The sequence below is a fragment of the Micromonospora sp. NPDC004551 genome (assembly GCF_040609975.1).
GTDB lineage: Bacteria > Actinomycetota > Actinomycetes > Mycobacteriales > Micromonosporaceae > Micromonospora.
In genome coordinates this window covers 159,285-177,778 of sequence record NZ_JBEXLM010000015.1, presented here as the reverse complement: position 1 = coordinate 177,778, position 18,494 = coordinate 159,285, and the positions used below count along the sequence as shown (strand labels likewise).

The window sequence follows — 18,494 nt, the reverse complement described above, 5'->3', positions numbered from 1 at the left end:
CGCGTGGGCCCGGACGGCCCGGGCTGCGTGGGCCCGGACGGCCCGGGCTGCGTGGGCCCGGACGGCCCGGGCTGCGTGGGCCCGCGGAGCGGACCGGCGACGAACGCCCACAGCGTGAGCGCCCCCAGTGCGCCGCCGACCAGGGAGGGCAGCGCGTCGAGGGCGTCCGCGCCGGCCCGGGTCAGGGCGGCGGCCACCCCGAGGGCGGCGAACGCGGCGATGCCGGCCACGCCGAGCCGGAGCCGCCGGACCGCCAGCACACCGAGCAGCGCGGCGATCGCGGCCAGCAGCACCGCCGTGCCGGTCAGCAGGGCGATCTTGTCGTACGTGCCGAAGACCGCGATGGCGAACTGCTTGAGCGGCTCGGGCACCACGTCGACGACCAGGCCGCCGACCGCGATCAGGGGGGCGGACCGGGGGCCGGCGAGGACCGCCACCGGTTCGGCGACGCCGATCGCGACGGCTGCGGCCGTGACCCCGGCCAGCGCGGCCCGGCCGCGCGACATGCTGCTCACGGCGACCAGTCTCGTCGGTCGGAGCGGGCGGCCGCCAACCTCGTCAGCGTTCCGTAAGAGGAAACGGGTCAGGGCACACCGCCGGGTCGGCGGTGTGCCCTGACGTCAGGCCGTGCGGCTCAGGATCAGAAGCCCGGGCCGTGCTGGTGGCCGTGCCCGTGGCCGTGGCCGTGTCCGGCGTCGGCCGGCTCGGCCTTCTCCGGCTTCTCCACCACCAGGCTCTCGGTGGTGAGCAGCAGGCCGGCGATCGACGCGGCGTTGGTGACCGCGTTGCGGGTCACCTTCACCGGGTCGAGGATGCCGGACTTGACCAGGTCCACGTACTCGCCGTTGGCGGCGTTGAGGCCGTTGCCCCACTCCTGGCCGGCGACCTTCTGCACCACCACGTAGCCGTCGTGGCCGGCGTTCTGGGCGATCCAGCGCAGCGGCTCGACCAGCGCCTTGCGCACGATCGAGACGCCGACCTTCTCGTCACCGGTGAAGCCCAGGTCGTCGTCGAGCACCGGCAGGATCTGGGTCAGGGCGGCGCCGCCGCCCGGGACCGTGCCCTCCTCGACCGCGGCCTTGGTCGCCGAGATCGCGTCCTCGATGCGGTGCTTGCGCTCCTTCATCTCGACCTCGGTGGCCGCGCCGGCCTTGATCACCGCGATGCCCCCGGAGAGCTTCGCCAGCCGCTCGGCCAGCTTCTCCCGGTCCCACTCGGAGTCCGAGGCCTCGATCTCCTTGCGGATCTGGGCGACCCGGTCCGCGACCTCGGCGGACTGGCCGCCACCGTCGACGACCGTGGTGTTCTCCTTGTCGACCACCACGCGGCGGGCGGTGCCGAGCACCTCCAGGCCGACCTGGTCGAGCTTGTAGCCCAGCTCCGGGGCGACCAGCTCGGCGCCGGTCAGGATCGCCATGTCCTGGAGCATCGCCTTGCGGCGGTCGCCGAAGCCGGGGGCCTTCACGGCGCAGACCTTGACGGTCTTGCGGATCGCGTTGACCACCAGCGTGGACAGGGCCTGGCCCTCGACGTCCTCGGCGATGATGAGCAGCGGCTTGTTGTTCTGGAGGACCTTCTCCAGCAGCGGCAGCAGCTCCTCGATCGCCGAGATCTTCTGCGTGGTGATCAGGATGTACGGGTCCTCCAGGACCGCCTCCTGCCCCTCCACGTCGGTGACGAAGTTCGGCGAGATGAAGCCCTTGTCGAACTGGAGGCCCTCGGTGACCTCGAGCTCGGTGGTCAGCGCGGAGCCCTCCTCGACGGTGATGACACCGTCGCGGCCGACCCGCTCCATCGCCTCGGCGATCAGCTCGCCGATGGTGGCGTCCTGCGCAGAGATCGTCGCGACGTGCGCGATCGACTCCTTGTCGGCCACCTCGACGGCCCGGCCGAGCAGCGCCTCGGAGACCTTGGCGGCCGCCGCGTCGATGCCCCGCTTGAGGCCGGTCGGGTTGGCTCCGGCGGCCACGTTGCGCAGGCCCTCGCGGACCATGGCCTGGGCCAGCACGGTCGCGGTGGTGGTCCCGTCGCCGGCGACGTCGTTGGTCTTGGTCGCCACCTCCTTGACCAGCTGCGCGCCGAGGTTCTCGTAGGGGTTGGTGAGCTCGATCTCCTTGGCGATCGTCACGCCGTCGTTGGTGATCGTGGGCGCACCAAACTTCTTGTCCAGGACGACGTTGCGCCCGCGCGGGCCGAGAGTGACCTTGACCGCGTCCGCGAGGGCGTTGACACCGTGCTCCAGCAGGTGCCGGGCGTCGTCCGAGAAGCTCAGGATCTTCGCCATCTGTATCCCTTCGAAGCGACGCTGCCCCGGCCCGGCGAGCCGGACCGGGGCAGCGACACTGATCGGTTGCTTACTTCTCGATGACCGCGAGGACGTCGCGGGCGGAGAGCACCAGGTACTCCTCGCCGGCGTACTTGACCTCGGTGCCGCCGTACTTCGAGTAGAGGACGGTGTCGCCGACCTTGACGTCGATCGGCACGCGGTTGCCCTTGTCGTCGATCCGGCCCGGGCCGACAGCGAGGACGGTGCCCTCCTGCGGCTTCTCCTTGGCGGTGTCGGGGATCACGATGCCCGAGGCGGTGGTGGTCTCGGCCTCGTTCGCCTGGACCACGATGCGGTCCTCGAGCGGCTTGATCGCAACCTTGGTCGCGGTAGTCACGGGCATACCCTCCTGGGGTACTTGGTGTCGTTGCCGGTCGCGTACGACCGGCGTCAATCTGCCACATGCCACCGGGCGGGGCCGTCGTCGCGGGTGCCGGTCCGCCTGGCGTTCAACCCCCGGACACCAGGGCCCGGGCGTTGGCACCCTCAGGGTGAGAGTGCTAATCGCAGGTTATTCCTCGGCTAGCACTCCGTCAAGGAGAGTGCCAATGCACCACGTCCCGTGTCGCCGCCCGGACGCGGGCCGGGAGAATGCCGGGGTGGACCTGGAACAGTTCGGCGCCCTGCGTACCCCCGAGGGGTCGGCCGCGCTCGACGCGGCGGCGCGGGTGGCCGGCGGCGACCCGCTGACGGCGGCGGCGGCGCTCCGCTCGGCCGGGGTGCCGGCCGAGCTGGCGGCGGCGGCGCTGACCCAGGCGGAGCTGCGCCGCCGCGCGGCCGGCAAGTTCGGCGCCGCGGCGGGTGCCATGTTCCTCACCCGGGCAGGGCTGGAGCAGGCCACGCGGGGGGTCGTGGCCCGGCGCCGGGCGGAGCGCCTGCGCGCCGCGGGCGTGGCGACGCTCGCCGACCTGGGGTGCGGCCTGGGGGCGGACGCGCTCGCCGCGGCCCGCGCCGGGATCCGGGTGTACGGCGTGGAGGCCGACCCGCTGACCGCCGCGATGGCCGCCGCGAACGCCGAGGCGGCCGGGCTGGCCGACCGGTTCACCGTGGAGTGCGGGGACGCGACGGCGTTCGACGTGACCCGGGTCGGCGGGGTGTTCTGCGACCCGGCCCGCCGGAAGGCCGGCACCGGCCGGCGGATCTTCGACCCGAACTCCTACTCGCCGCCCTGGGACTTCGTCACCGGGCTGGCCGAGCGGGTGCCCCACACGGTCGTGAAGGTGGCCCCGGGGCTGGATCACGCGCTGATCCCGCCGGGCGCCGAGGCCGAGTGGGTGAGCGTCGACGGCGATCTGGTCGAGGCGGCGCTGTGGTGCGGCGCGCTGGCCGAGGTGCCGCGCCGCGCCACCGTGCTCCGGGGAGACACCATCCATGTGCTCACCGGCAGCGGTGCCGCCGAGGCGCCGGTGGGAGCCGCCCGCCGCTTCCTCTACGACCCGGATCCCGCGGTGGTGCGCGCGCACCTGGTCGCCGAGCTGGCCGGTGACCTCGACGCGACGCTGGCCGACCCGAGCATCGCCTACCTGTACGGCGACGAGGCCCGGCCGACCCCGTTCGCCCGCCGCCTGGAGATCACCGACGTGCTGCCGTTCTCGCTGAAGCGGCTGCGCGCCCTGCTGCGGGAGCGCGGTGTCGGCCGGGTCGAGATCCTCAAGCGCGGCTCGGCATTGGAGCCGGAGAAGCTGCGGCGGGACCTGAAGCTGGCCGGCGACGCGGCGGCCAGCCTGGTGCTGACCCGGGTGGCCGGTGCGCCGACCGTGCTGCTCTGCCGGCCGCTTCCCGCCTGACGGTTTCGCAGTCGCCCGGCAGGCCGGGGCGGGTTAGCTTGTCGCTCATGGCGGGACAGGGCACTCCGGCGACGGCACTGCTGACCAAGCGGAAGATCACGCACAGCACCCACCCGTACGACGTCTCGCCGGACGCGCCGAACTACGGCGCGCTGGTCGCGGCGGCCCTCGGGGTGCCACCGGCCCGGGTGTTCAAGTCGCTGGTCACCGAGGTCGACGGCGGGCTGACCGTGGCGGTCGTGCCGGTCACCGGCGAGCTGGACCTCAAGGCTCTCGCCGCCGCGGTCGGCGGCAAGCGGGCGGCCATGGCGGACCGGACGGTGGCCGAGCGGGCCACCGGGTACGTCCGCGGCGGCATCAGCCCGCTCGGCCAGCGCAAGCGGCTGCCCACCGTCGTCGACGCCTCCGCGCTGGACCATCCGACGGTCTACGTCTCGGCGGGTCGCCGCGGACTGCAACTGCAACTCGCCCCCGCCGACCTGGTCGCGTTGACCGGGGCCGTGACGGCGCCGATCGCCACCCGCTGACCCGTCCCACCAGCGGAAAACTGGGAGCGCTTCCGGGGGAGCGCTCTCCGGGCGTGACGGCGGGGTGTCACTTGCGTTGCTGAATTGTTACTGCCGCCAACAAACTTCTGACCTCGGCTCTCTTGCGCCACTCCGGAGCGGGGGAATACGTTGCCGGGCACAACAAAACACCGCACAACAACTCCCCCAACCCCCGAAAGGACCCATGCATATGCGCAAGGGCTTCCTCACCTTCGCGGCCGTCGGTCTTCTCGCGACCGGCAGCATGGCCGCCTGCGGTGACGACGGCGGTTCCGACCAGACCGGCGGCTCGACGGACAAGAAGCCGAAGATCGGCGTCATCCTCCCCGACAGCAAGTCCTCCGCCCGTTGGGAGGGCGCGGACCGCAAGTACCTCAAGGAGGCGTTCGACGCGGCGGGCGTCGAGTCCGACATCCAGAACGCGCAGAACGACAAGAACGCCTTCCAGACCATCGCCGACCAGATGATCACCAACGGCGTCAACGTGCTGATGATCGTCAACCTGGACTCCGGCACCGGCAAGGCGGTGCTCGACAAGGCCAAGTCGCAGGGCGTCGCCACCATCGACTACGACCGGCTGACCCTGGGCGGCTCCGCCCAGTACTACGTCAGCTTCGACAACGAGGCGGTCGGCAAGCTCCAGGGCGAGGGCCTGAGCAAGTGCCTGACCGACAAGGGCGCCAAGAACCCCTCGATCGCCTACCTCAACGGCTCGCCGACCGACAACAACGCGACCCTGTTCAAGAACGGGTACGACTCGGTGCTCAAGCCGAAGTTCGACTCGAAGGAGTACACCAAGGTCGCCGACGACTCCGTGCCGGCCTGGGACAACGCGCAGGCCGCCACGATCTTCGAGCAGCAGCTCACCAAGGCCCGCGGCAAGATCGACGGGGTGCTGGCCGCCAACGACGGCCTCGGCAACGCGGCCATCTCGGTGCTGAAGAAGAACAAGCTCAACGGCAAGGTCCCGGTGACCGGTCAGGACGCCACCAAGGAGGGCCTGCAGAACATCCTCGTGGGCGACCAGTGCATGACGGTCTACAAGGCGGTCAAGAAGGAGGCGGACGCCGCCGCCGAGCTGGCCATCGGGCTCGCCAAGGGCCAGAAGAAGGACACCGGCCAGACCGTCAAGGACCCGGAGGGCGGACGGGACGTCCCGGCCGTCCTGCTGGAGCCGAAGGCGATCTACAAGGACAACGTCAAGGACGTCGTGGCCGACGGCTACGTCACCAAGGACGAGCTCTGCACCGGCAACTTCGCCAAGCTCTGCACCGACGCCGGCATCAGCTGACCCATCCCCCGCTCCAGGCGGCGCCGCCCGGCACGGACACCCGTGCCGGGCGGCGCCCACGCCCGGACGGGATCCGAGACCTCCCCTCCGTTCCCAAGGAGAACCCCGTGTCCGCAACCCCCCTGCTGGAGCTACGCGGGATCGACAAGAGCTTCGGTCCCGTCCAGGTGCTGCGCGACGTGGCCTTCGCCGCGTACCCCGGCGAGGTGACCGCGCTGGTCGGCGACAACGGCGCCGGCAAGTCGACCCTGGTCAAGTGCATCAGCGGCATCCATCCCACCGACGCCGGTGAGTTCCACTTCGACGGCCGGCCGGTGAGCATCAACAGCCCCCGGGACGCCGCCGCGCTGGGCATCGAGGTCGTCTACCAGGACCTCGCGCTCTGCGACAACCTCGACATCGTGCAGAACATGTTCCTCGGCCGGGAGAAGCGCAGCGGCATCGTGCTCGACGAGCCGACCATGGAACAGATGGCCGCCGAGACCCTGGCCGGGCTCAGCGTCCGGACCGTCAAGTCGCTGCGCCAGCACGTGTCCAGCCTCTCCGGCGGGCAGCGGCAGACCGTGGCCATCGCCAAGGCGGTGCTCTGGAACAGCAAGCTGGTCATCCTCGACGAGCCCACCGCCGCCCTCGGCGTCGCGCAGACCGCCCAGGTGCTGGAGCTGGTCCGCCGGCTCGCCGACAACGGCTTGGCCGTGGTGCTGATCTCGCACAACATGAACGACGTCTTCGCGGTCTCCGACCGCATCGCCGCCCTCTACCTCGGCCAGATGGTCGCCCAGGTGAAGACCAGCGACATCACGCACTCGCAGGTGGTCGAGCTGATCACCGCCGGTCGCTCCGGCAACCTCGGCCTCGCCGACACGGGCAGCAACGGCACCGGCGCCGCGCCCGCCGACACGACTCCAGGAGCCGTCCGATGACCACCACCGCCGTCAAGAAGGAGGGCCCCGCCGCGGTCGCGCCGGCGCCCACCGTCGGCACCCACTTCAACAACTACTGGCGCCGGGTACGCGGCGGCGACATCGGCGCGCTGCCCGCCGTGTTCATGCTCCTCGCGCTGGCCGTCGGCTTCTCGATCGCCCGCCCGACGTTCTTCACGGCCGGCAACTTCGCCAACCTGTTCACGCAGGGCGCCGCGGTCACCCTGATCGCGATGGGCCTGGTCTTCGTCCTGCTCCTCGGCGAGATCGACCTCTCCGCCGGCTTCGCGAGCGGCGTCTGCGCGGCCATCCTCGCCAACGTCGTCACCGAACTCGGCTACCCGTGGTACGTCGCCGTGCTCGCCGCCGTCGCCACCGGCCTGGCCATCGGCATCGGGCTCGGCCTCCTGGTCGCAAAGGTCGGCATCCCCTCCTTCGTGGTCACCCTGGCCGGCTTCCTCGCCTTCCAGGGCATCGTCCTGATGCTCATGAAGGAGGGCTCCAACATCTCGGTGCGGGACGACGTCCTCCTGGCCATCGCCAACCGCAACCTCTCCCCCGCGCTCGGCTGGGCGCTCGCCGCCGTGGCCGTCGCCGGGTACGCGGCCGCGCAACTGCTGCGGCACCGCAACCGCGCCGCGCGCGGCCTGCTCACCGACCCGATCGCGGTGGTGCTCGCCCGGATCGCCGGCCTCGCCGTCATCCTCGGCCTCGCGGTCTACGTGCTCAACCTGGAGCGCAGCCGCAACGTGCTGGTCGTCTCGCTCAAGGGCGTGCCGATCGTGGTGCCGATCATCGCGGTGCTGCTGGTGCTCTGGACCTTCGTGCTCCAGCGCACCAGCTACGGCCGGCACGTCTACGCGGTCGGCGGCAACGCCGAGGCCGCCCGCCGGGCCGGCATCAACGTCGACCGGATCCGCATCTCCGTCTTCGTCATCTGCTCCACGATGGCGGCGATCGGCGGCATCGTGGCGGCCAGCCGGGCCAACTCGGTCGACCCCAACACCGGTGGCAGTAACGTACTGCTCTACGCCGTCGGCGCGGCGGTGATCGGCGGCACCAGCCTCTTCGGCGGCAAGGGCCGGGTCCTCGACGCCGTGCTCGGTGGCGCGGTGGTCGCGGTCATCGACAACGGTATGGGACTGATGGGTTACAGCTCGGGCGTGAAGTACGTGGTCACCGGCGTGGTGCTGCTCGCCGCCGCCACGATCGACGCGCTGTCCCGGCGGCGGGCCGCCGCCACGGGCACCCGCTGAACCCGGCACGGACATGACGGTGGCGATGCGTGCGGGACCGAGCCAGGACGAGATCCGCCGGCAGAACCTGGGCGCGTTGCTCCGCTACGTGCACGTGCGGGGGGCCACCACCCGCGCGGAGCTGACGACCGCGCTCGGCCTCAACCGCAGCACCATCGGCGCGCTGACCGCCGACCTGGCCGGCGCCGGTCTGGTCAGTGAGGGGACGCCGAAGGAGACCGGCCGGGCCGGACGACCGTCGCTGGTCGTCCGGCCCGAGTCGGCCCGGGTCTACGCGTACGCGTACAGCGTCGAGGTGGACCGGCTGCGGGCCGCGCGGGTCGGGCTCGGCGGTGAGGTGCTCGACCGCCGGGAGCTGGAACGGCCGCGGAACCTGGTCGCCGGGGAGGCCGCCCCGCTGCTGGCCGACGCGGTCCGGGAGATGCATCGGTCGGTGCCGCCCGACTCCATCTGCGTGGGGGCCGGCGTGGCGGTCTGCGGGATGGTCCGCCGCGAGGACGGGCTGGTCCGGCTCAGCCCGACCACCGGCTGGGTGGACGAGCCTATCGGCGCCGCGCTCGCCGCCGAGCTGGGCGTCGACGTGCCCATCACGGTGGGCAACGTGGCCGACGTGGCCGCCTTCGCCGAGCACGCCCGGGGCGTCGCGGCCGGGTGCGACAACGTCATCTACCTCTACGGGGACGTCGGCGTCGGCGCCGGCATCATCGCCGGCGGGCGGCGGCTCACCGGGCACGGCGGCTACAGCGGCGAGGTCGGCCACATGGTGGTGGTCCGCGACGGGGTGCGGTGCGACTGCGGGCGGCGCGGCTGCTGGGAGACCGAGATCGGCGAGCACGGGCTGCTCCGGGCGGCCGGCCGCTCCGACGCGCGGGGCCGGGAGGCCCTGCTGGCCGTCTTCGACGCCGCGGACCGGGGCGACGCGCGGGCACAGACCGCGGTGCGGCAGGCCGGCGACTGGCTCGGCTTCGGCGTGGCCAACCTGGTCAACATCTTCAACCCGGAGATGGTCATCTTCGGCGGCACGATGCGCGACCTCTACCTGGCCGCCGCGGCCCAGGTGCGCAGCCGGCTCAACTCCAACGGTCTGCCCGCCTGCCTGGAGCACGTGCGGCTGCGCACCCCGAAGCTCGGTGACGACGCGGCGCTGATCGGCGCCGCCGAGCTGGCCTTCGAACGGCTCCTCGCGGACCCGCTCGACGTCAGCTGACCGGCCGCCGGTCCCGGTGAACTGAATCGGCTCGCGGTCCGTACCAGTGGGCGGACGGACGGCCGCGGGTGCGGCCGTCGCGCCATCCCGCGTACCGGTCCGGACCGAGGAGGCACCGCAACCATGGCACCGCTGGAATCCGCACGCCGCCGGCTGGCGCACCGGGTGATCCTGCTGCTCGTCGCGCTCGCCGCGGGAATCGGCGTCCTTCCCGGCGCGGCGCTGGCCGCACCCAACCCCGGTGTGCAGCTCAACGCCGCCGACATGACGCTGCTCAACGGCGTACGGCTGGCCGGGCTCTGGGAGATGCCGGCCGGGCAGATGGCCGCCGAGAAGGGCCAGTCCAAGCGGGTACGGGAGATCGGCGCGGAGATCGCGCGACAGCACGGCGTGCTCGACCAGCTCGTGGTCGAGGCCGCGAACAAGCTGGGCGCCACGCTGCCGACCACACCGACCACCCAGCAGCAGGGCTGGCTGACCGAGATGCAGAACGCCACCGGCGCCCAGTTCGACCAGATCTTCGTCACCCGGCTACGGGTCGCGCACGGCAACATCTTCCCGGTCATCGGCGCGGTCCGGGCCAGCACCCGGGATCCGATCGTGCGCAAGCTCGCCGACCAGACGAACACCTTCGTCACCAATCACATGCTGATGCTGGAGAGCACCGGGCTGGTGCGCTGGCAGCAGCTTCCGCCTCCCGCGATGCCCCCGGCGCAGAGCGATTCACTGATCGCCGCCGCCGGGGCCAACGTCGGCAGCACCGGCGGGACCCAGGTCAGCACCACCCTCGTGTGGGCCGTCTTCCTGCTCGCCCTGGCCACCGGGGGGTACGCGACCTGGCGGCTGCTCCGCCGCTCCTGACCGCGCCGCGCGAGGCCCCCCACCGGTGCGCCCGGTGGGGGCCCTTCCCTCAGCCGTGCCAGGACCGCCAGAGGGCCGCGTACGAGCCGCCCGCCGCGACCAGCTCGTCGTGCGACCCCAGCTCGGTGATCCGGCCGTCCTCGACCACCGCCACCCGGTCCGCGTCGTGCGCGGAGAAGAGCCGGTGCGCGATGGCGATGACGGTGCGGCCCTGGAGCACGGCGGCCAGCGAGCGCTCCAGCGCCCGGGCCGCCCGCGGGTCGATCAGCGAGGTGGCCTCGTCCAGCACCAGGGTGTGCGGGTCGGCGAGCACCAGCCGGGCCAGCGCGAGCTGCTGCGCCTGGGCCGGCGAGAGCGGGTGCCCGCCCGCGCCGACCCGGGTGTCCAGCCCGTCCGGCAGCGCCTCCGCCCACTCCAGCGCGTCGACCGCGGCCAGCGCCGCGCGTACCTCGGCGGGACCGGCGTCCGGGCGGACCATCGCCACGTTGTCGGCCAGGGTGCCGATGAAGACGTGGTGCTCCTGGCTGACCAGCGCGACGTGGGTGCGCAGCTCGGCCAGGGGCAGCCCGGTGAGCGGCCGACCGTCCACGGAGACCGTGCCGGCGCGCGGGGCGTGCACCCCGGCCAGCAGCCGGCCCAGGGTGGACTTCCCCGCGCCGGACGGGCCGACCATGGCCAGCTTCTCCCCCGGCCGGGGTACCAGGGTCACCCCGTGCAGCACGTCGTGGCCGGCGCGGTACGCGTACCGGACTTCGTGGGCGGCGAGCCGACGGTCGGGCGACCCGGCGGCGGCCTCGGCCGGCTTGTCGGCGGCCTCGGCCGGCTTGTCGGCGGGTTCGGCCACGCCGAGCAGCCGGGCCAGCGAGGCGCCGCCGACCTGGAACTCGTCCAGCCAGGACAGCAGCCGGTCGACCGGGTCCACCAGCTGCTGGGCGTAGAGGGTGGCCGCGGTGACCTGCCCGAGGCTGACCCAGCCCTTCAGGTAGAACCAGCCGCCGAGCAGCAGCGTGCCGACCACCGGCAGCAGGTAGCCGATCTCGGCGACCGGGAAGAAGACCGTCCGCAGGTTCAGCGTGTAGTACTCGGCCGCGTACGACCGGCGGATGTCGGCGTCGGTGCGGGCCCGGCGGCGGGCCTGCTGGCGCAGCGCCTCGGTGGTGCGGGCCCCCTCGACCGTCTCGCTGATCCCGTCGGTGATGTCGGAGTACGCGGCGTTCTCCCGCAGGTAGCCGGCCGGCGCCCGGCGCAGGTACCAGCGGGTGCCGGCGACCAGCATCGGCGCCGCGAGCAGGCAGGGCAGCACCAGCAGCGGGCCGGTCAGCACCACGGCGCCGAGGATCAGCAGCACGGTGACCGCCGCGATCAGCGTCTCCGGTGCGGCGAACCGGACCGTCCGGGACAGCGCGGCGACGTCCCGGGAGGTGCGGGTGAGCAGGTCGCCGGTGCCGGCGCGCTCCACGGTGGACAGCGGCAGGGCCAGCACCCGGTCGACGAACTCCTCGCGCAGCTCGGCGAGGACCCGCTCGCCGAGCCGGGCCGAGGCCAGGTGGGCGAAGCGGACCAGCACCGACTGGGCGACCACGAACCCGGCGATGGCCAGGGCGATCCGGTCGACGGTGACCGCGCCGACCCCGCGCGAGATTCCCTCGACGAGGTCGCCGAGGAGCCGGGGCGCGACCAGGCCGGCGGCCGCGGCGAGCGCGTGCAGGCCGAGCGCGGCGGCCAGGCCGCGCGGGTGCCGGCGGAACAGCTCTCGCGCGTACCGGCGGACCTGTTGCGCGTCGGCGACGGGCAGGGCGTTGCTCACCGGTCCTCCTCCCGGCTCACCGTGGCCCGGTACCGGGGCTCGGCGGCGAGCAGCTCGTCGTGTCGGCCCTCGGCGATCACCTTGCCGTCCTCCACGAAGACCACGTGCTCGGCGCGGCCGAGCACCAGGGGGCTGGTGGTGCAGACCAGCGTCGTCCGGCCGCGCCGCGCGTCGGCCAGCCGGTCGGCGATCCGCGCCTCGGTGTGCGCGTCCACCGCGCTGGTCGGCTCGACCAGGATCAGCGTCTCCGGGTCGGCGACCAGCGCCCGGGCCAGCCGCAGCCGCTGCCGCTGACCGCCGGAGAACTCTCGGCCGCGCTCGGCGACCGGGCCGTCCAGGCCGCCGGGCAGCGCCTCGACGATGTCCGTCGCGCTCGCCGCCACCAGCGCCGCCTCGACCGCCCGGCTCTCACCCCGGTCGTGCGGGTCGAGCTCCGTGCGGAGCGCGCCGCTGAACAGCTGCGCGTCGTTGTCGGCCACCAGGATCCGCTCGCGCACCGTCGCCAGCGCCACGTCCCGCAGCGGTACGCCGTGCAGCGTCACGTCGCCGTCGGCGTACCGGCCCAGCCGGTCGGCGATCTCGGTGGCGTCCTCGGGCGCGGTGGCGGCCAGCGCGGTGAGCCGGCCCGGCCGCAGCACCAGCCCGGAGCGCACGTCCACCAGCTCGCCCGGCCCCTCGGGCACCGGCACCGGGCGGGCCGGGTCGGTGAACTCCGGGGCGAGGCGGAGCAGCCGCACCACCCGGCGGGCCGCGACGTGCCCCCGGGTCAGCTTGTCGGCCGCCTCGGTGAGGTTGCGCAACGGGCTGACCAGGAACGCCGTGTAGCCGTAGAACGAGACGAGCTGGCCCGCGCTGATCTCGCCGCGCAGCGCGAACCGGGCCCCGAGCCAGGTCACCAGCACCACGAAGACGCCGGGCAGCAGGATCTGGGCGGCCTGGATCAGTGACTCCACCCGGGCCACCCGCAGGCCGTTCGCCCGCAGCGCCTGGGACTGCTCCTGGTAGCGGGCGCCCAGCACCGGCTCGCCGCCCACTCCGCGCAGCACCCGCAACCCCGAGACGATGTCACCGGCCCGGGCGGTCAGCTCGCCGGTCGATTCGCGGTACGCCGCCTGCTGCCGGTGCAGCGGCCGGATCAGCAGCGCCACCAGCGCCATGAGCAGCGGCACCCCGAGCACCACCACAAGGCCGAGCGGCAGGGAGGCGGTGAGCAGGATCACGGACACGGTGGCGATGGCGACCACCGCGCCGGTGCCCCGGGCGGTGATGTCGATCGCGCTGCCGATGTGCTCGATGTCGGCCGTACCGATGCTCACCACCTCGCCCGCGGCGACCCGGCGGGGCAGGGCGGCGCCGAGCCGGTTGGTGGCGTCCACGGTGACCTGCACGGTCCGGTACGCGGCGCCGAGCCAGTTGTGCACGGCGCAGCGGTGCCGCAGGATGCCGGCCACCGCCTGGACGACGCCCAGCCCGAGCAGCACGAGACCCCAACGGAGCAGGGCATCCGGGTCGCGGTGGGCCAGGCCGGCGTCGACGGCCCGGCCGACGGCGGCCGGCATCAGAGCCTGGGCCACCATCCAGATGACGCCGAGGGTGATGGCGGCGCCGAAGTACAGGGGACGCCGACCGGCGAGCCAGACCAGGTAACGGGTGGCGGACCGGGCGTCGGGGGTGCCGGGATCGCCGGCGGGTGAGAAGCGCATGACCACCCGACGCTAGGTGCCGGGCCCGGCCGGACGCCAACCAGTTTCCCGCCGGTCAGGCAGCCTGCCGGGTCAGCGATCGACCTGGGTGAAGTCCCAGCTGTGCGGCGGGCGGGCGACCAGCCGCATGGGCGGCTCGGGCAACTCGCGCGGGTTGCTCCGCCACTTCGAGATCACCACCACCCGGTGGTCGGTGGAGGAGAACACCTCGCTGGACAGGTGCAGCGGCTCGTGCTCGAACTCGGGCAGTGCGGTCTCGCACACCCAGGTGATCAGGTCTGCGAAGCCGTACGGCTCGGCCTTCGCCTCCCACATCCGGACGATCACGTCGGTCCCCTCCCCGCCTCAGACGCTGACCACGGTCAGCGGCATCGCGGAGTCGGCCGGCAGGTCCAGCCGGCTCGGGGCGACACCCGCGGCGACCAGGTGCGAGCCGAGCGCGGCCACCATGGCGCCGTTGTCGGTGCAGAGCTTCGGCCGGGGCGTACGCACCCGGACGCCGTGCTTCGCCGCCCGCTGCTCGGCCATCGCCCGCAGCCGCGAGTTGGCCGCCACCCCACCGCCGATCACCAGCGTGTCGATGCCGCTGGTGCGGCAGGCGTCCAGCGCCTTGCCGACCAGCACGTCGCACACCGCCTCCTGGAAGGACGCGGCCACGTCGGCCACCGGCACCGGCTCGCCGGCCCGCTGCCGGGCCTCCACCCAGCGGGCCACCGCCGTCTTCAGCCCGGAGAAGGAGAAGTCGAAGCGGTGCCCGGCCAGGTCCTTCGGCGCGGTCAGCCCGCGCGGGAAGGCGATCGCCGCCGGGTCGCCGGCCCGCGCCTCCCGGTCGATGAACGGGCCGCCCGGGAAGGGCAGCCCGAGCAGCCGAGCCACCTTGTCGAACGCCTCGCCGGCCGCGTCGTCGATCGTCGCGCCGAGCGGGGTGACCTCCCGGGCCAGGTCGTCGACGCGCAGCAGCGAGGAGTGCCCGCCGGAGACCAGGAGGGCGATGGCCGGCTCGGGGAGCGGACCGTGCTCCAGGGTGTCCACGGCCACGTGCGCGGCGAGGTGGTTCACCCCGTACACCGGCTTCTCGGCGGCCACCGCGTACCCCTTGGCGGCGGCGACCCCGACGAGCAGCGCGCCGGCCAGGCCCGGCCCGGAGGTCACGGCGATCGCGTCGATGTCGGCGATCGTCACCCCGGCCTCGCGCAGCGCCCGGTCCATGGTCGGCACGATGGCCTCCAGGTGGGCACGGCTGGCCACCTCGGGCACCACGCCGCCGAACCGGGCGTGCTCCTCGACGCTGGAGGCCAGCGCGTCAGCGAGCAGGGTGTGCCCGCGGACGATGCCCACCCCGGTCTCGTCGCAGGAGGTCTCGATGCCGAGGATCAGTGGTTCGTCAGCCATGCGCGTCAGTCCTCGTTGCGCTGCATGACCAGCGCGTCGGTGTTGCTCGGTTGGTAGTAGCCGCGGCGCACGCCGATCGGCTCGAAGCCGTACATCGCGTAGAGCCGCTGAGCGGGGGCGTTGTCGGCGGCGACCTCCAGCAGCGTGCTGCGCACCCCGCGCCGGGCCGCCTCGGCCAGCAGCGCCTCCAGCAGCAGCCGGCCGATCCCCCGGCGCTGGGCGTCCCGGCGGACCGCGATGTTCTGCACCCACGCCTCGTCGGGCGGCGCCACCATCAGCCCGGCGTAGCCGAGCACGGTGCCGTCGTCGTCGGTGGCGACCAGGTAGTGGTGGCCGTTGGCCAGTTCGTTCCAGAACATCGCCGGGGACCACCGTTCGGCGCCGAACAGGTCCGCCTCCAGGGGCAGCACCTCGTCGACGTGCCACCAGCGGAACCGGCCCAGTCGGACCTGGCTCATTGCAGGACCGGCTTGTGGCCGGTGGCCGCCACCGCGTCCGGGCGGCGCAGGTAGAGCGGGGTGAGCGGCTCGCCGGGGGCGCCCGCGCGGATCCGCTCGGCGGCCAGGCGGGCCAGCGTCAGGGCGTCCGGGTAGCGCGGCTCCTCCCGGACCGGCAGGCCGAGGACGTCGGCGTACCGGTGCGCGCCGTCACCGACCGCGACCGTGACGGCCAGCTCCCGGGCCCGCTCGGCGGCGACCGCCGGGGCGTCCACGTTCGGCCCGGCGATGCGCTGGCCGGCGCCGTCGTATACGGCCCAGTAGACCTCCCGGCGGCGGGCGTCGCCGGCGGCCAGGACCGGCTCGCCGGCGGCCGCCGGGTGGCCGATCCCGTCGAGCGAGCAGACCCCGTACGTCGGGATGCCGAGCACCTGGCCCATGGTGGCGGCCGTGACCAGGCCGACCCGCAGCCCGGTGAACGGCCCGGGGCCGAGCCCGGCGACGATCGCCGCCAGGTCGGCGGGGCGGGCGCCGACGTCGGCCAGCACCGCGTCGACCTGCGGGGCGAGCAGCTCGCCGTGCGCCCGGGCGTCGACCGTGCACCGCTGCGCGCGGGCCGCGACGCCGTCCGCCGAGACCTCGACCAGCGCCGCGGTCACCGCGGGCGTCGAGGAGTCCACCACGAGTACGAGCACGGTATGCCAGCCTAGTCGCCGCGCCGGTTACCGGCGGTGACGCCCCTCCCCGGGGACCGCTCAGCTCGGGGTGCGGAAGACCCGGAGAAAGCGGGGCAGCAGCCAGGGGCGTGGACCGGTGACCCGGACCCGGCCGGTGAGCAGGGCACGGGCCCGGCTGACCCGCCCGAACATCATCAGGTTGAGCGTCGCCGGGTCGAAACGGACCCGCACGTCCGGCCGCTCGTCGGGGGCGGCGAACCGCACCCGCCCGCCGGCCAGCGCCAGCGTCAGCGGCGCCGCGTACGCCGAGGCGAACCGCACCACGATCCGTCGGCGCGGCGCGTCGACCCCGTCGAGCAGCCGCCCGTAGCCGTGCCGGATCACCCCGGCCAGGAAGAGGTGGAGGAAGAGCACCGCGTCCCGGGCCGGGACCGGCCACGGCCGGCCCACGGCCCGGGCCAGGTCCCAGCCGTGCAGCAGCAGCTCGTTGACCAGGTGCGCGAGGAGGCCGGCGAGCGGCACCCGGGCGTCGCCGAGCCACGGGACCACCTCGTCGGGGCCACGGTCGGCGCAGGCCCCCAGCAGCCGGTCGACGTCGCGACCCAGCCGGTCGACCAGGAGCGCCGGATCCCGCTCGGTCAGGTGCCGCAGCACCAGGTCGTTGGCGTCGGCCACGGTGTCGACGGTGACCAGCGGAAGCCGCTCGCCGAGCCCGGGAATCGGCAACGGCCCGACGGTCGGGTCGACGAGCCCGACATAGAGCCGGGCGATCGCAGCCACGTGCGCCAGGGTGTCGGCGGCCGTCCAGTCGGCGGTGGCCATGGTGCCGGGCGGGACGGAACGGGCCAGCGCCAGGAACCGGTCGGCGGTCTCCGCCAGCGCCGCCGGCGCCCCCGACCAGCCGTCCGAGCTGATGGTCGACGCCACCGCCACCTCCGCGCTCGGGGCACGAACGGGGCAGAGCCTACTACCGTCCGCCACGCGACGACAGCCCTGCGTCGATGGTCAGCCGGCGGTGCGCTCCCAGTCGACGGTGGGCAGGCCGGCGTCGGCGAGCGCTTTGTTGGCCGCGCTGAACGGGCGGCTGCCCAGGAAGCCGCGCGGGTTCATGGGGCTCGGGTGGCCGGCCTCCAGCACCACGTGGTTCGGGTTGGTGACCAGGGCGGCCTTCTTGCGGGCGTAGCCGCCCCAGAGCAGGAAGACCACCCGCTGGTCGAGCGCGTCGAGGGCCCGGATGGTGGCGTCGGTGAACTCCTCCCAGCCCTTGTTGGCGTGCGAGCCCGGGGTGGCCTGCCGGACGGTCAGCACCGCGTTGAGCAGCAGCACGCCCTGCGCCGCCCAGCCGCTCAGGTTGCCGCCGGCCGGCTTCGGCACGCCCAGGTCCTCGCCCAGCTCCTTGAAGACGTTGCGCAGCGACGGCGGCACCGCCACCCCCTCGCGCACGCTGAAGCTCAGCCCGTGCGCCTGCCCCGCCCGGTGGTAGGGGTCCTGCCCCAGGATCAGCACCCGGGTCTCCGCCGGCCCGCACAGGCGGTAGGCCGAGAACAGGTCCTCGACCGGCGGGAAGACCGTGCCGGTGGCGTATTCCCCGGCGACGAACTCGGCCAGCGCCGCGGTGCGGGCCGGGTCGAGGTGCGGGGTGAGCGCCGCCCGCCAGGCGTCCGGCAGGAGCGCCAGCAGGTCGAGGGTGGGAGCGTCGTGGGGCATCGGCAACCTTTCACCGCGTCTGGTCGGTCCCCGGCACTGTAGGCAGCGGGTACGACAAGGGTTCAGTCCAGGGTGGCCAGGCGCCGCGCCCAGTCGCCGCCGACCGGCTCCAGGGTGACCACCCGGGTGTCGTCGTCCCGCCGGTCGATGCGTACCCGCAGGTGGGCGTCGACCAACTGCTCGACCATCCCCTCGCCCCACTCGACCACGGTGACCGCCTCGTCCACCGAGGCGTCCAGGTCCAGGTCGTCGATCTCGGCGCGCGGGTCGGCCGACTCCCCCAGCCGGTACGCGTCGGCGTGCACCAGGGTCACCCGGCCGCCCCGGGCGGGATCCGGCCGGTGCACCCGGGCGATCACGAAGGTCGGCGAGGTGATGTCGCCACGCACACCGAGGCCGGCGCCGATGCCCTGGGTCAGCGCCGTCTTGCCGGCACCCAGCGGACCGCTGAGCAGCAGCAGGTCACCGGCGCGCAGCACCCCGGCCAGCCGGCGGCCGAACTCGTGGGTGTCGTCGATCGTCTTGAGCTCCAGCACCACACTCACAGCGTCACCTCGGCTCGCGACTGCGGG

The 18,494-nt window shown here is 73.7% G+C and carries 18 protein-coding genes and 1 pseudogene; 7 read left to right on the top strand and 12 right to left on the bottom strand.

All coding sequences use genetic code 11. The annotated features are described in order from the left end of the window. The 3 genes and pseudogenes from ABZW14_RS19615 to groES form a co-directional block, all read right to left on the bottom strand. Positions 1 to 515: pseudogene (locus ABZW14_RS19615) on the bottom strand (molybdopterin-binding oxidoreductase); the annotation flags it as partial. A gap of 125 nt (positions 516 to 640) precedes the next feature. Next, positions 641 to 2,284: a chaperonin GroEL gene (groL, locus tag ABZW14_RS19610; RefSeq protein WP_355348109.1), complete on the bottom strand. Its 1,644-nt coding sequence runs from the start codon at positions 2,282 to 2,284 to the stop codon at positions 641 to 643. A 70-nt stretch (positions 2,285 to 2,354) separates the two neighbouring features. Beyond that, positions 2,355 to 2,669, bottom strand: a complete 315-nt coding sequence (groES, locus tag ABZW14_RS19605) for a co-chaperone GroES (RefSeq protein WP_018222648.1) — start codon at positions 2,667 to 2,669, stop codon at positions 2,355 to 2,357. Between the two features lie 256 nt (positions 2,670 to 2,925). Between groES and ABZW14_RS19600 the strand changes: the two genes are divergently transcribed. From ABZW14_RS19600 to ABZW14_RS19570, 7 genes are all read left to right on the top strand, one after another. Continuing rightward, positions 2,926 to 4,113: a methyltransferase domain-containing protein gene (locus ABZW14_RS19600; protein ID WP_355348127.1), complete on the top strand. Its 1,188-nt coding sequence runs from the start codon at positions 2,926 to 2,928 to the stop codon at positions 4,111 to 4,113. Between the two features lie 47 nt (positions 4,114 to 4,160). Further along, on the top strand, positions 4,161 to 4,640 hold the full coding sequence (ybaK, locus tag ABZW14_RS19595; protein WP_355348106.1) for a Cys-tRNA(Pro) deacylase: 480 nt from the start codon (positions 4,161 to 4,163) through the stop codon (positions 4,638 to 4,640). 211 nt (positions 4,641 to 4,851) lie between these two features. Next, a complete protein-coding gene (locus ABZW14_RS19590) occupies positions 4,852 to 5,952 on the top strand; it encodes a substrate-binding domain-containing protein (protein ID WP_355348103.1) in 1,101 nt (366 codons plus the stop codon). A gap of 107 nt (positions 5,953 to 6,059) precedes the next feature. Next, entirely contained in the window at positions 6,060 to 6,875 is an 816-nt protein-coding gene (locus ABZW14_RS19585) for an ATP-binding cassette domain-containing protein (protein ID WP_091262662.1), read from the top strand. Further along, on the top strand, positions 6,872 to 8,131 hold the full coding sequence (locus ABZW14_RS19580) for an ABC transporter permease (protein WP_355348100.1): 1,260 nt from the start codon (positions 6,872 to 6,874) through the stop codon (positions 8,129 to 8,131). The genes ABZW14_RS19585 and ABZW14_RS19580 overlap by 4 nt, the downstream gene beginning before the upstream one ends. Positions 8,132 to 8,156: 25 nt before the next feature. After that, positions 8,157 to 9,338, top strand: a complete 1,182-nt coding sequence (locus ABZW14_RS19575) for an ROK family protein (RefSeq protein WP_355348097.1) — start codon at positions 8,157 to 8,159, stop codon at positions 9,336 to 9,338. A 123-nt stretch (positions 9,339 to 9,461) separates the two neighbouring features. Continuing rightward, positions 9,462 to 10,199, top strand: coding sequence for a DUF4142 domain-containing protein (locus ABZW14_RS19570; RefSeq protein WP_355348094.1), 738 nt, complete (start codon positions 9,462 to 9,464; stop codon positions 10,197 to 10,199). A gap of 49 nt (positions 10,200 to 10,248) precedes the next feature. Here the strand turns inward: ABZW14_RS19570 and ABZW14_RS19565 are convergent, their stop codons facing one another. The 9 genes from ABZW14_RS19565 to tsaE all read right to left on the bottom strand — a co-directional run bounded on the left by ABZW14_RS19565 (position 10,249) and on the right by tsaE (position 18,467). Beyond that, the gene (locus tag ABZW14_RS19565; RefSeq protein WP_355348091.1) at positions 10,249 to 12,006 is read right to left on the bottom strand and encodes an ABC transporter ATP-binding protein; all 1,758 of its coding nucleotides are present in this window, start codon (positions 12,004 to 12,006) and stop codon (positions 10,249 to 10,251) included. Further along, on the bottom strand, positions 12,003 to 13,709 hold the full coding sequence (locus ABZW14_RS19560) for an ABC transporter ATP-binding protein (protein WP_355348088.1): 1,707 nt from the start codon (positions 13,707 to 13,709) through the stop codon (positions 12,003 to 12,005). The genes ABZW14_RS19565 and ABZW14_RS19560 overlap by 4 nt, the downstream gene beginning before the upstream one ends. Before the next feature lie 72 nt (positions 13,710 to 13,781). Next, positions 13,782 to 14,036: a hypothetical protein gene (locus tag ABZW14_RS19555; RefSeq protein WP_091262671.1), complete on the bottom strand. Its 255-nt coding sequence runs from the start codon at positions 14,034 to 14,036 to the stop codon at positions 13,782 to 13,784. Positions 14,037 to 14,054: 18 nt separating this feature from the next. Continuing rightward, positions 14,055 to 15,101 carry a tRNA (adenosine(37)-N6)-threonylcarbamoyltransferase complex transferase subunit TsaD gene (gene tsaD / locus ABZW14_RS19550; RefSeq protein ID WP_355348085.1) on the bottom strand — a complete coding sequence of 349 codons (1,047 nt, stop codon included), beginning with the start codon at positions 15,099 to 15,101 and terminating at the stop codon, positions 14,055 to 14,057. 5 nt (positions 15,102 to 15,106) lie between these two features. Continuing rightward, positions 15,107 to 15,559 (bottom strand): ribosomal protein S18-alanine N-acetyltransferase, encoded by a 453-nt coding sequence (gene rimI / locus ABZW14_RS19545; protein ID WP_355348082.1) that lies wholly within the window; start codon positions 15,557 to 15,559, stop codon positions 15,107 to 15,109. Next, the gene (gene tsaB / locus ABZW14_RS19540) at positions 15,556 to 16,233 is read right to left on the bottom strand and encodes a tRNA (adenosine(37)-N6)-threonylcarbamoyltransferase complex dimerization subunit type 1 TsaB (RefSeq protein WP_355348079.1); all 678 of its coding nucleotides are present in this window, start codon (positions 16,231 to 16,233) and stop codon (positions 15,556 to 15,558) included. Before tsaB ends, rimI begins: the two co-directional genes overlap by 4 nt. A 60-nt stretch (positions 16,234 to 16,293) precedes the next feature. Then, a complete protein-coding gene (locus tag ABZW14_RS19535) occupies positions 16,294 to 17,142 on the bottom strand; it encodes a maleylpyruvate isomerase family mycothiol-dependent enzyme (RefSeq protein ID WP_355348076.1) in 849 nt (282 codons plus the stop codon). Between the two features lie 78 nt (positions 17,143 to 17,220). Further along, positions 17,221 to 17,922 (bottom strand): uracil-DNA glycosylase, encoded by a 702-nt coding sequence (gene ung / locus ABZW14_RS19530; RefSeq protein WP_355348073.1) that lies wholly within the window; start codon positions 17,920 to 17,922, stop codon positions 17,221 to 17,223. A gap of 62 nt (positions 17,923 to 17,984) precedes the next feature. After that, complete coding sequence (tsaE, locus tag ABZW14_RS19525) at positions 17,985 to 18,467, bottom strand: tRNA (adenosine(37)-N6)-threonylcarbamoyltransferase complex ATPase subunit type 1 TsaE (protein WP_355348070.1); 483 nt, start codon at positions 18,465 to 18,467, stop codon at positions 17,985 to 17,987. Between the last annotated feature and the right edge of the window lie 27 nt (positions 18,468 to 18,494).